Source organism: Mycoplasmopsis gallinacea (assembly GCF_012220205.1).
GTDB lineage: Bacteria > Bacillota_I > Bacilli_A > Mycoplasmatales > Metamycoplasmataceae > Mycoplasmopsis > Mycoplasmopsis gallinacea_A.
This window is the reverse complement of the sequence record NZ_CP047225.1, coordinates 975510-990979: the sequence shown is the minus strand read 5'-3', so window position 1 is coordinate 990979 and position 15470 is coordinate 975510. Positions and strand designations below refer to the sequence as shown.

17 protein-coding genes are annotated in these 15470 nt (G+C 30.7%); 7 read left to right on the top strand and 10 right to left on the bottom strand.

Features of this window, described 5'->3' with window-relative positions; translation table 4 throughout:
- Positions 1-567 precede the first annotated feature (567 nt).
- From GOQ20_RS03860 to GOQ20_RS03830, 7 genes are all read left to right on the top strand, one after another.
- A complete protein-coding gene (locus tag GOQ20_RS03860; RefSeq protein ID WP_167845486.1) occupies positions 568-1680 on the top strand; it encodes a hypothetical protein in 1113 nt (370 codons plus the stop codon).
- The gene (locus tag GOQ20_RS03855) at positions 1673-1858 is read left to right on the top strand and encodes a hypothetical protein (RefSeq protein ID WP_167845485.1); all 186 of its coding nucleotides are present in this window, start codon (positions 1673-1675) and stop codon (positions 1856-1858) included. The genes GOQ20_RS03860 and GOQ20_RS03855 overlap by 8 nt, the downstream gene beginning before the upstream one ends.
- Positions 1858-2148, top strand: a complete 291-nt coding sequence (locus tag GOQ20_RS03850) for a hypothetical protein (RefSeq protein ID WP_167845484.1) — start codon at positions 1858-1860, stop codon at positions 2146-2148. Before GOQ20_RS03855 ends, GOQ20_RS03850 begins: the two co-directional genes overlap by 1 nt.
- Positions 2136-2870 (top strand): hypothetical protein, encoded by a 735-nt coding sequence (locus GOQ20_RS03845; protein ID WP_167845483.1) that lies wholly within the window; start codon positions 2136-2138, stop codon positions 2868-2870. The genes GOQ20_RS03850 and GOQ20_RS03845 overlap by 13 nt, the downstream gene beginning before the upstream one ends.
- 39 nt (positions 2871-2909) lie before the next feature.
- A complete protein-coding gene (locus GOQ20_RS03840; protein ID WP_167845482.1) occupies positions 2910-3242 on the top strand; it encodes a hypothetical protein in 333 nt (110 codons plus the stop codon).
- Positions 3229-3621, top strand: a complete 393-nt coding sequence (locus tag GOQ20_RS03835; RefSeq protein ID WP_167845481.1) for a hypothetical protein — start codon at positions 3229-3231, stop codon at positions 3619-3621. The genes GOQ20_RS03840 and GOQ20_RS03835 overlap by 14 nt, the downstream gene beginning before the upstream one ends.
- 102 nt (positions 3622-3723) lie before the next feature.
- On the top strand, positions 3724-4341 hold the full coding sequence (locus tag GOQ20_RS03830) for a hypothetical protein (protein ID WP_167845480.1): 618 nt from the start codon (positions 3724-3726) through the stop codon (positions 4339-4341).
- Positions 4342-4603: 262 nt separating this feature from the next.
- Here GOQ20_RS03830 and GOQ20_RS03825 read toward each other — a convergent pair whose 3' ends face one another.
- From GOQ20_RS03825 to GOQ20_RS03780, 10 genes are all read right to left on the bottom strand, one after another.
- On the bottom strand, positions 4604-4825 hold the full coding sequence (locus GOQ20_RS03825) for a hypothetical protein (protein WP_167845479.1): 222 nt from the start codon (positions 4823-4825) through the stop codon (positions 4604-4606).
- Positions 4826-4829: 4 nt separating this feature from the next.
- A complete protein-coding gene (locus tag GOQ20_RS03820) occupies positions 4830-5183 on the bottom strand; it encodes a hypothetical protein (RefSeq protein WP_167845478.1) in 354 nt (117 codons plus the stop codon).
- Positions 5184-5249: 66 nt separating this feature from the next.
- Positions 5250-6749 (bottom strand): hypothetical protein, encoded by a 1500-nt coding sequence (locus GOQ20_RS03815; protein WP_167845477.1) that lies wholly within the window; start codon positions 6747-6749, stop codon positions 5250-5252.
- 12 nt (positions 6750-6761) lie between these two features.
- The gene (locus GOQ20_RS03810; protein ID WP_167845476.1) at positions 6762-8096 is read right to left on the bottom strand and encodes a hypothetical protein; all 1335 of its coding nucleotides are present in this window, start codon (positions 8094-8096) and stop codon (positions 6762-6764) included.
- Between the two features lie 8 nt (positions 8097-8104).
- On the bottom strand, positions 8105-9076 hold the full coding sequence (locus GOQ20_RS03805; RefSeq protein ID WP_167845475.1) for a hypothetical protein: 972 nt from the start codon (positions 9074-9076) through the stop codon (positions 8105-8107).
- 4 nt (positions 9077-9080) lie between these two features.
- Positions 9081-9593, bottom strand: coding sequence for a hypothetical protein (locus GOQ20_RS03800; protein ID WP_167845474.1), 513 nt, complete (start codon positions 9591-9593; stop codon positions 9081-9083).
- Positions 9594-9632: 39 nt separating this feature from the next.
- Positions 9633-11492 carry a hypothetical protein gene (locus GOQ20_RS03795; protein ID WP_167845473.1) on the bottom strand — a complete coding sequence of 620 codons (1860 nt, stop codon included), beginning with the start codon at positions 11490-11492 and terminating at the stop codon, positions 9633-9635.
- Positions 11485-12678, bottom strand: a complete 1194-nt coding sequence (locus tag GOQ20_RS03790) for a hypothetical protein (protein ID WP_167845472.1) — start codon at positions 12676-12678, stop codon at positions 11485-11487. The genes GOQ20_RS03795 and GOQ20_RS03790 overlap by 8 nt, the downstream gene beginning before the upstream one ends.
- A complete protein-coding gene (locus GOQ20_RS03785; RefSeq protein WP_167845471.1) occupies positions 12665-14344 on the bottom strand; it encodes a hypothetical protein in 1680 nt (559 codons plus the stop codon). Before GOQ20_RS03785 ends, GOQ20_RS03790 begins: the two co-directional genes overlap by 14 nt.
- Positions 14335-15333, bottom strand: coding sequence for a DnaB-like helicase C-terminal domain-containing protein (locus GOQ20_RS03780; protein ID WP_167845470.1), 999 nt, complete (start codon positions 15331-15333; stop codon positions 14335-14337). The genes GOQ20_RS03785 and GOQ20_RS03780 overlap by 10 nt, the downstream gene beginning before the upstream one ends.
- Positions 15334-15470 lie beyond the last annotated feature (137 nt).

Below are 15470 nucleotides of genomic sequence, written 5' to 3'. Positions count from 1 at the left end.
GGGGGTATTATTCTCTTTCTCTTATTCTTATACATATTTGTATTATTGTATTTTATATTTCATATGTCTATATGTGTTTTGATTGTTTTCAAAGAAAACAAGAAAAACCAACAAAAGAATAAAAGAAAGTAAGGGGGGATAAGGAGCAACTTTCCGGGTCTGTTTAATTTGCGAAAAAATGAAAAAAATAGCACAACCAAAAAAATTTGTTTTGACTTTCAAAAAAATTGTGTTATGATTTTATCGTATCGATTAAACGACTCGTACAAGTTTAAACGAATAAAATACATATTTTAATTAACAAAACAAAAAACCAAGTTAATCAGTTAACTTGTTTCATTATTTAAAAAATGTATTGTTTCCAAACTTTTAGCGAGTTAGTTTAGATAGCTAATTCGCTTTTTATTATTCATTTAATCAATACACTAAAAAGTTAAAAAAAAGAGCCACCAGATACCTCGTACGTATCTAGCAGCTTAATAATGATAACATAAAAAACATTATTACAAAAATAAAAAAACTAACTAGATAGGTGTGACAGTATCCAATGTGGCGGAAAGGCCAAAAATGCTAAATACATTGGAACAATTAAAAACAGAATATTTAAGCACTATAAAAAACAAAGGGACACAAAAACTTTACAAAGCAATTTTGAACAAAGTGGAAACCTTAAATGTTAAAGAGTTAAACGAGTTTTTAAAAGATTTAAAAGATAAAAACACAAATAACTATGTTGCTTTAAGTTATAGAGTTATTAAGCAATTTTTAAGATTTGCGGAAGACTTTGAAAAAATCAATTTACAAGTTTCAAAGCTTGAACCTATGAAAGTAGAAAAGAACATCAAAACTGCTTTAAATAGTTACCAAATGGATTTGATTGATGAGATAGCTAAAAACACAAGGGATCCGCGTTTTTGCTTCTTTCTTGCTTATATGCGTGAAAATGCTTGTCGTATTTCCGAAGCTATTAAATCACTTAATGATTTAGACAATTGAAAAACACAAAACGGAGAAACCACACAAATAAACCAAGCAAGCAAAAACGGAAATTTTCGGGTGTTTAGAATACCAAGTCAATGAGTGGGGAAATGAGAAAACTTTATCCCTTACAAACTTGATACAGTTCAAAAGCAAATGAAAAGATTTAGTGAGTTTTTAAAGAAAGAATGAAGCAATGAGCTTGGTGGTATTTCTTTAAAATCACACGATTACAGAACTGCGGGAATTACCGCTCTTTATACAAACGGGGTAAGTTTGGAAGACATTGCACTAGTAACAGGACACAAAAGCACTGGCGTGCTTCGTAACACCTACGTAAATGCTGATAAAGATTATATGATCTCACTTTTAAATGTAGCAAATACCGGAGCATTTAAGAACTTAAAAGAAGCGCAAGCAAATAAAGAACTTAAAAAGTTAAAGAGTGAAAAAATGAAACTTGAAAAAGCATCTCAAAAAAACCACGAACAATTGAAAAAGTTATCAGAATCATACGCAAAAGTAAAAACACAATTAATAAACTCAAAAGAAGAATTGAAAGAATTAAAAAAGGAAATCAAAGAGCTCAAATCTTACATTTCATTTATTTTAGACGGTTATGAACCAGAACAAGAAACAAACAACTTACTTACTAAATTAAAAGAATTAAACAACACATTTAAGGGGGTTAAAAATGTTTAATATCGTTATGCCTATTTTTGTCAGCTGCATCCTTGTAGCTATTTTAGCGGTGGGGGTCGCGTTTGCTTTCTTTAGAGCTTACACATTAGCAAAAGAAAGAGAAACCGAAGAATTTGAAAAACGTTTATTCATGAGAGAAAGACACATCAAAAGAGTAAAAGAAATGGAACGCAAATAATGAAAATAAAAGAGGACAAAAATTTAATAAATGAAACAGATTTTATGGATTTCGTTTATGAACCTATAAAAGTAACATTTTGAGGCGGAGAAGAAAAAACAGGGTATTTGACAACAATCCCCGTAAAATTTCCGTTGGTCTCATATATTGCAAGGTATATGCTTTTACCTTTTGAATGAAGCACAGTAATGCCCACAGTGTTTGCGTGGGAAATGGTAAAGCAAATAACTGATTTAAAAAGCAATATAGACTATAAAAGAGAAAAGGACAAAACAAAGTGAAAAAATTAGTTGTGTGGGGACTTTTTGACGATGCTAATAGATGCTATTATCAAAGTTTAAAAGATAGTTACGAAGTTTATAGCATAGGAATAAACAAGAAAAACGAAAAGAACTATCACCAGATAAATTTGTCCATTCTTAATAATGATTTATTTAATGAGTTGGACAAGTTACCAAGTCCGGACATTGTGCTAGCATCTCCGCCATGTAATAGTTGGAGCAAAGCAGACACAAACACAATTTTTGTGGAGAAAATAAACATCGAAAACAATAGAACTCAATTCCAATTTAAAACATTTAATTTTTATGATGAGCATAACAAAACAAGTCACAAGAACAAAAGGAGAGACCCAATCTCAAAAGCAAAATTGTTTTTGAATGGTTTTTCTACTGCTTTGTCAACTATTGAAATAATAAAGCATTATAAACCCAAATACTTTGCGATTGAAAACCCTTATCACAGTAACATTTGGAAAGTTTTGGAGTTCTTTAATTTCAGCAATAAATACACTATTAATAAAACAATGTATAGCAATTATGACAATGATTTTACAGATAAACCAACACGGTTTTTGTCTAACATTGATTTAAATCTCAAATGAGAAAAACAAAAACGGAACGGGAAAAATTTGAATACCTTTTCACGGAAAGATAGAAGCAACATCCCGAAAGCATTAATAAGCGAAATACTGACAAGATTTATTGAAGATATGAAAAATAAAAAGGAGTAAGAAAATGAAAACAACACTAAGAAATACAGTAATGTGAAGATGCTGAAACAATCAAAAACATTATTATGTGGATGGTTATTATATGAATGACAATACTTTTTTAAATCAGGGAATTTTTTATATAGACCGGATGACTATGAAAACGGTAGGCATTTTACTTTTTGCTCTGTGGCATGTATGTATCTTTTTATAGAAGAAGAGAAAAAACAAAACCCGAAAGCATTAGAAATCATAAAAGATTGAAAAATTAAAAGCGCACGGGATTTTGATTTAATTGATTATTTAGTAGCGAAAAATTCAAAAATAGATTTTGCTCATGTTATTGACAATGACCAATGAATTGAAATCGGAGAAGAATATGAAGACAAATAACAATGAACAGCACCAAATTGTGAAATTCCCAACACTTTGACTTACTAAAAAATTCAATGAAATCCCACGCATTGAAGCTGTTAGATTTCCGGATAGATACCCCAAGTATTTCCAAGGTGCTAACGATTGAGAAAAATGGACATTAATAGCAACAATTACGGCATTGGGTTTAATACCATACAGGAAAAATGTTTTTTACACCAGGGAAGAAATAAAAGGGGTCTGAAGACTTAAACCAACTTATAAATGTTTTAATGCGAACATAAAAAAGGAAAAAAATAACTTAAATAAGCAACAAATTAAATTGATAAGATACGTCAAAAAGTTTTTGAAAATCTTCTCAAATTATCACAATGATGTACCAACTCACGGGAAATAATCTTTCTAATTTATTAATTTCCTTTTTTAAAGAGACAAAAACGGCCTTTTTTCGCTTCAAAACACGCACAAGGTATAAAAACACATCTAAGTATGAAAACCTATGAAAAACAGCCTATTTTTTAGAAATGAAAGAGAAAACAAAATTCAAGCCGCTTTTTGAAAGACTTTCAACAGAGAGAATGGAAAGGTTTTTCAATTTGGCATGAAAGGAAGCACAACAGACATGAAACTCCCAGGACTCACCTATTGAAAAATAGACATTAAAAAAATATTATGGGAAAAGGATTTCAAAACTTATTTTGCTTTTAGGTCTTTCGTTTATGAAGATTGGAAAGCGGAAGCTTTGGAGTATATAAAAGCAAACAATTTAAATGAAAAAAAGGATTTGAGAGAAATGGAGAGAATTATTCTCGAATTTGGGTTTTGGAATTACATTAGAGAAAAAAGAGCAATGAGCTACCTAAAAAATGAGGGTTATAAAGTATATGAGACCAATGCATTCATTGACACAGTTTATAAAGCGGATTTGATAGCAATAGACAAAGAGACAAGCAAAAAAATTTTTATTCAAGTCAAACCCACTTGATACAGTTTCAAAGCAAAAGACCGAGAACATTTAACAAATAGCGCAAAAACACACAAAGCATTTGCGTGGTTAATGATACCCGAACCAAACACCAAAGCATTTAAATGGAAAATTTTTAATATTGAGTATTAAACTGTGGTACAATGAAATTGGTAGTTATTTTATAACTACCAAAAGCTTCAGCACGAAATGCGTTAGTGGCAAGACAATACTTATTTTTTAAATAAATAAAAATTTCATACAGTTCCTTTTTTAAAATTTGTACATTCTAATAACAATTGTAAAAAGTTTTTAAATTGGTGTCATACCAAAATAATAATAATAATAAAACAACAGCAACCGCAAGGCTGCTGTTTTTAAATACATATTTTAATTTTTCCAACTTTTTAGCTTGTTAGTCTTGTTCTTCTTCTGTTTCTACCTTTTCAGGCTTTGGAGTAGGAAGCTGAACAGGTTCAAAAATCTTTTTGTGTTTTTCGAATACCTGTTTTAATAAATCGTATTGCTCTTGGTTTAATTGAATATTTAAAAAGCATTTTAATGTGCTTTTAACTGTTTGAGCAAATATTCATTTAATTTTTTCAAATGCTTTTTTTAAAAAGTTAATAAATCCCATAATGTTACTCCTTATTATCTGTATCAAGTAATTGGCTTATTATTTCTTTAATCTCTGGTTTTGCTCCATTATGACGGACATACACCGAGAATGCTCGCGATAGTCTTTTTGTATCCTCTATGTTTTTTGTGATTTCCTTATTCATTAAGTCGAGTTTTTTCTCTTGCGTTTCTAGCATCTTGATTATTAATTCATTTGCGGTATCTTGTTTGGTTTGGTTTGTTATGTTTATATTTCCATTTTGTGTTTTGATTTTGCTTTCTCCTTTCTTGTCCATTAGTCATTTAATTACAAAGAATAAAAGCACAATAAACGCACCAGTGCCGCCGCTAGCTAAAATTGAATAAACTGTGTCCATTTATTGACGTCCTTGTCTTTTTTAAATATGATGTATTTTGTTAAAAAATTTTTTTCTTTGGTTAATTTAATTGTCATTTGTAAGCCCTTTCGCTTCTCAGTTAAAGTGTGGTTCATCGCTTCAAGTTTGTGCCTCATTTTCATCAAATGAATTTGGGTAATCAATTTGGTCTGCGTGCATTATGTGTCCTTTGAAAACAAATTTTACAACAAACTCGTAAAGTGATTTAAGGTCGAATTTAATTGCTTTAAGTTCTTCGGAAAGATTTAAATTTTCAAGTGTCTGAACTCTTTTGTTTGTTTTTCCAAGGTTGGTTGCAACTCTTGCAATTTCATTTGTGTTTGCTTCAATTTGTGGGTTTTGTGATGTATTACCTGTTCCGCTTGGCTCTCTGCTTTCAAGTTCATTCATTCTGGATTGTATTTGTGCAAAATTGGATTGTATTTCTTGGATTGAGTCGTATTCCACTTTTCTCTCTAATGCATTTTCAAGTTCCTGGTCTTTTTGTTTTAACTCCTCAATGGTTGAACTTTCATCAATACTTTGATTAATGATTTCGTATGTTTCATCAATGTCGCTTAATGTTTGTTTAAATCAATGAGTAAAATTAATGTCATTGTATGGAATTTTCTTTAATTTTTCATCAATTTCTGTTTGTTTTGTTTTAAGGTTTGAAATTGCTGCCCCTTGTGCTTCATTGATTACCCTTTGCTTTTCTAATAGGTCATTTTTAACGTTTTCAAGTCCTTGGGTAATTTGTTCCCTTTGTTTAGTTTCCACGCTTAAAAGAGTGCTTTTTGTGCTTTCTAAATCGCTTTTTATGTTTTCGGTTGTTTCTTTTTGATTATTTAAAACGCTTTGAATGTTCATTAGTGGTAATTCAACCATTACAAGACGACGATTTAAATCAAAAGTATTTTGATTAATTGCATCGGTTCATAAATTTCGCTCGTGTTGTAAAAGAGCATGCAGCTTCAAAATTGATTGTTTACGTTCTTCATTTAATGAATTGATATAAGTAGAAAGTTCAGAAATCTTTTGTGTAAATTCTTGTTTTCCTACAACGCTAATATTGTTTAAATATTCATTGATATCTGTTTCAATGTTTTCAAAATCTGAATTGACTAAAATTCTTTGTGCCACAGGGTTTAAAAATGAATCAGCAATTCCGAATGTTCTAACATCTCCATAAACATTTACGCTGCTGCTTAAAAGGTTTACACTATTAATGTTTTCAGGGTATTGATTAGTTGAAATACGGAAAGCAATTTCATTATAAATACAACTCCTTAAAAGTTCTACCCTTTTTGGACTTATTAATTCAGTTATGTGCTCGGTGTTAAATTCCAAGCGTTCAAAAATAATGCTTGCTTTTTGATTGATAAGAGCGTCACAAGTTTCAAAAATGTTACTTACTAACTTTTTAAAATTAGTGTTTTCATCTTCTGTGCCGCTTATTTTAGCTAACAACTTGGAAACTTTAAAATCCCCGGTTAAACTATTATTTTTTTGATTATAGTCCTGGAGAGAAATTCCAAGGACTTTGCTTATTTGTTCATAAGTCATTTGTTTGCTCCTTTAGTTTTTTGGTTTTAATTTCTTAACTCTCTTACTTGTAAAAATAGAGTTTTGAAAAGTATCAACGCCATAAACAGGTTTAACAACATATTTATTGTCTTGGGTTTTAAAAACACCCAAATTGAATTGTGTTTTGTTTGTTCTATGTGCTTTTGTGTATTTTGTATTGAGTGCGAGTTCTTCAGTTAATGCCTCACGGTCAAATGCTTCATATTCTAAACGAAAACGCTCAAAGTCTTTTGAAAGTTTTAAACTTTCCAAATCTTCGAAATAAAGCCCGTCTTTTAAGTTTCTTACTCCCTTACCTTTTATTCAACCCCAAGCGATATTGTCAAGATAAAAACGCCCTGGACTTTCTGCCTTTATAAAGTTCAAAAAAGTTTGTAAGGGTAAAGATAGCTCAAGGGGTCTTTTTCCTGGTCTTAGTGGTCTTTTCTTTCCTGGAATAGTTTTTCCGCCTGTTGCGTCTGTTTTAAAATAAAGCATAAAAGCAATGTCCCCACCGGTTTGGTCTCAGTAGTCTTGATTGTAAACTCTTACCCCTGATAGTCATTTTGAATTAAAAAACAATTGACCTTTATTCTCTTGGTTCATTGCTCTCAATCAGTATTTTTTTGTTTGTTGGTTCAACTTACCTTTTTTTACTTGTAAGTTAATGAGCTTATTAAAATAAGCGTATTGAACTTTTTGAAACATCTTTTGTGCTTTTTCTTTTGTTTTACGCATCAAAAACGCTTGACCTTTTACAATTAAAGACAAGGGGTCTTTTATTGCTTCAAAGGCCATTTTTCCGTATTTGAAAGAGTTGTCCACTAATTTTTTATTAAATATAAAAGATAAAAAACGTGAGTTTTGAATAAACTTTTTACCTGCTAACTCTTTGGCTATATCTTCAATTTTGTCTGCTACTCCTTTTTTTAAAAAGTTATAAAGTTTTTTGACTTGTTTCCCTTTCTCTATCCCTTTCATTATCCCTTTGGAAAGTTTTCCAATTATTCCTTGCCCTTTTTTAGCTAATTGCGAAACATTAAAACGAGCAAATAAAAGTGCATCCATTGCTGTGCTCATTAAAACAGTTTTTCAATTTACTTGTCCGGTTTGTACTAAACTTGTAGCAATATTTTTTATAAAGTGAGCTGCTCCCTTAATTAGAAAACGACCCGCAGCGCCTGTACCAGTTAAAATAGCAATAGAGTCTGCCGCTATTTCAATAACTACATCAATAAGAAAAGACACAGCTTTTTTTAGAAAATTCCAAAACGAATTTTGCCCCTTTGCTGTGTCTTGTTGTTTTTTAATCGGTAAAAGTATTGGGTTTGTTTCAATTAATAACATTTATTTTTTTAAGATGTTTTAAGTCTTTCGCCCTCTGGTTTTGCTTGAATGATTTCGTTTTCATGTTGTGCTGATTTGCTTCCGTTAGCAATTCCAACTGTTAAATTGTCTCAAAGCACACCAGTAGCAAAAGCACCCTCAAAGTAGACAGCCATGTCATTGCTTGGTGCCATTCTTTCTACATTAGCAGCTATTACTCTTTCAGCACCAGCGGCTACGAAATTAGTAGAGATAACAACATCAAATTGTGAAAGGTAAGGGTTTGAAAATACTTTATACCCACCAAGTTGTACAATTGAATATTGTCCCCCTGCTAATGTTTCTGTAACCCTATCTCCAACAAGTCCCATTGTAGCGATTTTGTCAAACACTAAAGGTTTAACAAACACGACAACTTGCTCCCTATCAATTAAATCAATCCCTTGCTCTAGGTCAATTGTTTCAGTTAATTTTGTTGCTTCTTCTACAATTTTCTCGTAAATTTCTTTTGCTGTTTTACTTGCTACATCAAAATCAACCTGCTTGTTGTCTTTTATGATTTTGTTTTCTAAATCCTTAAAACTTGTACGCTCATACATCTTTTGAAACTCTTGGAGCATTTTTGTTAATTTAGGGGTAAGCACTTCAGGCATTCCTAGTGTTTGCTCAAATGCTGTAATTGCTTCATGCGCATAAATAGGTTTATTGAAATTAATTGTAAGAGGTTTTGAAATTCTAAACTTATCAACAGTACCAGCACCTACACCTGTTTTTTCTTCTCACTTGCTACCTTGAATTTTTGAGACAGTGATAGCATAAGGAGATGCTTCAAGTGTTGCGGTTCCTTTTGTTAATTCATTAAATAAAGATTTGTCAGAAGCAATTGAAATAAGTTCAGCCCTTGTGATTTCTTCAAGTTTTAACATCTCCCCTGCTACTTTGTTAGCTGCTGCAAGTGTTATAGCATCGCCAACTGCTTTTTTTAAAGTTAATTCAGCCATTTGTTTACTCCTTTAATTTTTTGTTACGATCCCATAACCAAAGACCTTGCTTTCACTCGGTCTTGTTGGTTTTGGTTGTTCTATTTGTTCTGTTTCTTTTATGGTTCAATTTTTTTTGCTTTGCTTGGTTAAGAATTGAACCCTTTAGATTTTGAAAATCTAACTCATTAAAATCCAAGTCTTGTGCTTTTACATTTCCGTAAAAATTGAGTTTTTGAATTTCGTTATTGATAACACTATTCAATTTTTCAAGTGTTTGGTTTTGTAAGTTTTCAAGGTCTTGAATTCTTTGGTCTTTTTCCTTGCTCTCATTTTCCCTGCTAGCTATTTGATCGTGGTAATTTTTGAGCTTGTTTTTTATGTATTCCTCGTGTTGGTCTTTTGTTTCAAACATTGAGTAAATACCTAATGATTTAAGCAAATCAATTTGCTTATAGTCTGGTGATAGTTCTAATGACTTTAGAACATCATTCACACTTAAATTAAATTTTTGTGAAAGTAAATCGATTATTTTCATAAATGTCCGTCTTTAAGGGCAGCAGTTCCCGTATCCTTTCTATCAAAATTTAAAACTTAAATTGTGGCGCTTTTTAATATCTTCATTAACCACCACCGAAAAACCATTTACAGTGATGTGAGAAATATCTAAATAAAGTGATGTGATTTTTAAATTGTCCAAATTGTCAACGTTCTCTGTTTGAATTTCAAGAGAGCCGCGACCTTCAGGAAACAAACCGGCTAAATTTTTCTTTAAATCATTTTTGTTGATAAAAATAAAATCAGTCCTATTTTCAAAAAACTTGCTTCCGTCTATAACCTTTCTCCCTGTCACTTTAATTGTTTCGTATATATAGGTTGTTTCTTGTGAATATGGATTGTAATAGTTGGGTGTACCAGTTGTTGATGTCCTTGTAGATAAAACCGTCGAACCAATCACTTTGTAGTTTATACCTACATCATTAATAAAGCGCTCCGCAATTTCAGAACTTGATGCTTTAGACGTTCCGGAAAATTCGTATGTACGTTCAACTATTTCATCATCTGCTATGCTTTCAAGTTTAAAATTGAAAAAATCAGCGATTTTGTTATCAGATGAAAAAAACCAAATTGGATAATTCAGATTTAAACTCTTCTCGTTAAAGTCAATTGGATTTTGTGAAAAATCTAGTTCTTCAATTTCATCTGGCACAATAGGCAATTGGATTTGTGAACCGTCGTACATAAAACTATTTAAATTTAAAAATTCATTTCCAAATTTACCTGTGACACTTGTCGAACCAATTCAAAAATGGTCACTACGCAAATAAAAAGTGGGTTCTGGTTTTGATTGTACGTATTCAATGTAAAAAGGAGTAGTAAGGGTAAAGCCCTTTTTCATTCCACCGCCATAATTGAAATCGCTTTTTATGTGATTACTTAAAGCATATACAACAGCTTTAAAGTTAGCCGCTGCGTCAGTTTGTCCTGAATTTTTATACTTGTCAATTATTCTTTGAATTTGATTATTGTTATAGTTATTAGGTGTATTCTCCATTGTATATGTCTTTTTAAATTCATCATTAAAATCTGAAGTATTTGGAGAAGTTAAAACACTAGTAACATAACAACATGCTTTTATTACTGCGTATGCTTCACTGTCTAAATTCAATAAATTAAGCAAATTCAATTGATTCCCGTTTTCTCTAAACAAAAAAAGATTTCTAGGATTTAAATTTTTGTAATTGCTTAAAGTCCAAAAATAATAATCATACGTATTTGCTTTTACATTTATAGGATTCACAAAAAACATAAAAGGTTTAAATTCATTACTTACAGAACTTTGCCGAACATATTCGCTTTTTACTCTGCTTATGATTCCTTTTGTGTTTTGGTATAAGGTTATTGAATTTAATAGTGTTGGATCATTTAAATAAAAATTTACTGTTTTCTTACCCTGTGTATGAAAAGCATTTTTGTAGTCTTCTACATTTGTTGTGATTATAAAATCGACACCGTTTAACTCTTTTAAAAACTTTAATTGTGTGATGTTTATTTCCTCGAACTCTTCTTCATAAAGTTCAATCATTTGACTTTTGTCCTGGATATAATACAAATCATTTAAAACGTTTGGACTTGGTAGAATTGATAAGTCTTTAAATGAAAAGAGAAAAAAGTCATTTAATTCAAAATTTAAATGTTCATTTAATTGAAGCGAAAAAGTTTGCGCACTTGATAACTTTATCACCGTCTCACTACTGTCTAAAATAGGTTGTGAACCTTTTGATAAGATTAAAGCATCCACAACCTTTACCATTTCCAAAGCAATAACATTTACAGAATTTTTTTCAAATGTTAATGTTGTATTATCTTTTGTAATTGCTTTATAAATGTATAAAGTTTTATTTTGTTCAGTCTCAAAGAATGATGCTCTATTCATTGTTTAAATCCCCGTTTTCACTCGCTTCGTTATTTCCTTGATTGATTATCACACCATTTTGATTTGATAGCGCTTTTTGTGCTCTTTTTTCCAATCATTGAGTAGAACCCACAACAATTACACTATTTATGACTAAATCACTAAAAAATGAAATTGCTATCATTTGGAAAAACTTTTTATAGTAAATTTGTCTCAAGTTTGCTTTTGTTTCAATATAATCCTCAAAATCGGAATTGAATTGTTGAACTTCTGCAGTGTGCATGTTCTTTGTTCCAAAATCACCAGTGTCCTTTTTAAACATTAAATAGTTTTTAATTCACTGTTTAATACTTTCAATATTAGCCATTATGCTTGTGCTTTGACTTGCTACCTGAATGATTTCAAGAGGTTTTTGGAATGAAGCAAGTTCAGTTGTAGAAAATTTGACAATACGGTCACCATCTTGTGAAAAAAGCGCATTGATTACCTTATCCGCTAAACCCCCTTGATTTCAAGAAACGGCAGGAATTGGAGAGGAATAAAAAGTATCTAACATAAGAGCTTTGAGCTTAACATCCAACATTTGGAATAAAGACTCGTCAGCAATAGCAATGTCAGGTTTTTCATCTGCTCTGTTTTTAAATACAACATAAGGAATAAAAGAACCGTCCCAAATGCTTTGCTTATAATCTTTGAAAAGTTCAGACGCTTTTATTGTTATCTTTGTGAATGTATTGATAGCATACTCCCTAACGTATCCAGGATTGTTTTCAGTGTCTCATTCTTCAATGATTTCATAAGTCTTGTCCTTTATCTTTATCGTATTTGTTTTAACTTTAAGATAAAGCAATCTCCCGGAAAATGTTTTTCGGTATTCAAGAACTTCACCGGTCTTTATTTCACCAAATTCATTAAACCCTAGAGCGTAAGACCCTTTTTTATAGAGTTCATACTCTAATTTTTGAATGATTTCCAAAAAATTATTTTCATAAAGGAATTCTTTAAACTTTTCAATGTCTCCTGTCCCAACAATTTCAGGCAAGTCAGTAGCTAGTGAAATCATTTGAATATTTGCTCCCTGTTCTTCAAAATGAGATTTGGAGTCCGGGACTATGTATTCACCATTTGCGTAAACACCTTTTTTGTTAAAAATGTTATTTTTTAACTTGATACCTCTTTCAAATATTTCTTTATTAGTTAAAGCCATTTGCTACCTCTCTTTTTTCTGCAGCAATTCCAATTGCTATTTTATAAATTAAAGATAAAGCCATCTCGTATGCATTGATTAAATCATAAATTTGCGGATTCAGTTTTTCGTCTCTTTTTTCTTCATGACTTGGTATAACCTGTAAAGTTAAATGGTTTAAAAGTGTTTTTGTTTCACTTTGAGGTACAACGTGAATGATACCCTCGTCAAAACTCCATTTGTGGAAATCTTGGCGGTCAATAATTGAAAATTTTTCCGTTCTTGTTCTTCTTCTATTTGCTTGTTTTACAATGATGTTATCCAAGTTAATTGCTGATATTGCTAAATTTTCTAGAACAATGTCATTGTCAGCAGTTAGCAATGAAGCAAAATCATTTATTTGATTAGTTGGTAAATATTTTTTTAATTCTTCATTTTGTTGCTGTATTATGTTTATCAATGTCTCATTTGTTAACCGTCTTATAAATCTAGTATTTGAACCAAAAGAGGGGTGTTCTTTCAAATCTTCTATTGCGTTCAAAATTCAGATGCTACCGTCATTTAAAAGACCAACACGACACCAAGAGGCATTGTCTGATAGTCCAGGGTCAAACCCGTCAACAACTAAAAGCAATTCACCGTTTTCTACTCTTTTGTAAAAATCATTGATTGAATTAACTTTTATTTTTTTATTGAGTGATCCGTCTTGTTCATAAATGTAATTTTTGAGGTAGTACCCAACTTTGAAACGGTTGTCATTAAATGGAACACCGGCCACTGTTATTGTTCAAAGTCTCTTATTTGTTTTTTTAAGGTTGTCAAGTTGTTTTTTTTGAATTTCACTCATTGCGTTTTTTGGAACAAAAAACTTTGAGTACATAGATACAATGAGACCAAGCTCGTCACCGAATTCCTTATTCTCTTTTTGTAAATATGTTTGATTTACTACCTGGTCAATGATTTCATTGTCTAGTGTTCCGTCATCGTGTAAAAACTTTATTGCTTCATTGTGGTATTTCTTTACTAAAAAATGGTTTTCAGTAAAAATGTTATAAAAGAATTTTATTTTTAGTTGAAAGTCTTCAGGTGCTGCGTTCCGGAAAATGGTATTCATTAAAAGCAAAGGGAGTTTTTCCTCTTGTGTTTCATAAAGTCTTTCCAAATCGTAAGCGGAGAGTTTAGAATCTACGGGGTCCTCTATTGGTTCATCAATAACCACCTCACCAAAACGAAAGTCATTTTTTATTAACGTTAAACCTTGGAATGCTTGAGTTTTTTCAAAGTTTTGAAATAAAACCGCTCTACCTTTTCCACCGTCGTCATAATTTCAATATAAACCCTCATTGTTCATTGCTATATAATCACGATAATCTAGCCCGTGCTCTTCTGCTAAAAAGTCCAATATTTTTTTAAACATAGGGACAAGTGTATTCTTAATGTGATTGTATTGATTACGACATCAAACAGAATTAAAACGCTTATCATTCACAAGGCGGTAAATTGTAATTATTCCACCACCAAAAGACTTTGACACTCCTTTTGCTCCACTTTGTATTTCATAAAGGCATTTTGATTTATAAGCATCATAAACAGGATTAAAATCTCCGTCAGTATATTTAAGGATTTGAGCGAGTTTTTCCTCTGAGAAAAAAGGGGGTTCTTCTTTTGGTATTATTGTTATTCTCATTGTCCGAAATCTTCCCCAATTGAAACAATACGAGAGAATTTTTTATCAAAACCCAAACGCTCAACCGCTTTTTTTCCATTTCTATTTTTATCAATCGATAAATGGAGGATTTCAGTGTCATCACTTAAAACATTAGCGGTATAAAGTAACGCCACAACATCTGCTGTTTCTTCAATTGAACTACTTTCTTTTAAATCTGTTAATTTTGGTTTTGGAACATTAAAACAATCCTTTTCAATTGAATCACTTTTTGACGGTCTTGATAATTGACTCAAAGCAACAACAGGGATGTTGAAATATTTAGCAATATTTTTAAGCTCTAGCATTATTTTGTTTATTTCTTCCCTTTTACCTAATTGTTGCAATGAATATTTAAAAATTTGTAAATGGTCAATGAATAAAGCCCTTACATTCATATTTTCTTTTTTCATTTCATTAATTAAATTAATTAATTCCGAAGCATATAAATTGTAATTATCAAGTATTATTAAGTTTTTTAAATATCTTAAAAATGTTTTGTTTTGGTGTTCTTCATTAAATCATTTATTTTTTAAATCGATCAACTCATCTTTTGAATAATTGTCAAGTACTTTATTTTTAAAATGTAAATTTACAAACTTTTGAGCAATTTCATTTGCTGGAACTTCTAACGATATAAATAAAACAACATCATTTGTATTTTGGTTTATTTCTTTCATAATGTTATTAATCAAATTTATCATAAGTGTTGTCTTACCTGTTCCGCTTCTTCCTGCTAGAACATAAAGGTGTTTATTTGTTAAACCTTTAGTGTTTGAATCTAAAGCACTAAAATTTGTTTTAATTCCATTTGAATCAATATTCTCAATTTTATTGTTCAACATTTCTTTTATTGTGTTATCACAAAACAATGTTTTAAATTTGTTATTTTCGGATTTGTCTTTTTCTGTTTCCGTTGTTTTCTCTAATTTAAAAAATTCGGTGTTTTCAATTGTTTCTATATTTGTCATGTCTTACATCCTTTTAATTTAAATAAATAAAAATCTTTACATAAATAAGACAAGTGAATCAATACCATTGATTAAATTGGGATTGGGGGGTATTTTTTTTCACCCCCTTTCAAACCCTTATAAAAAACATACAAGGT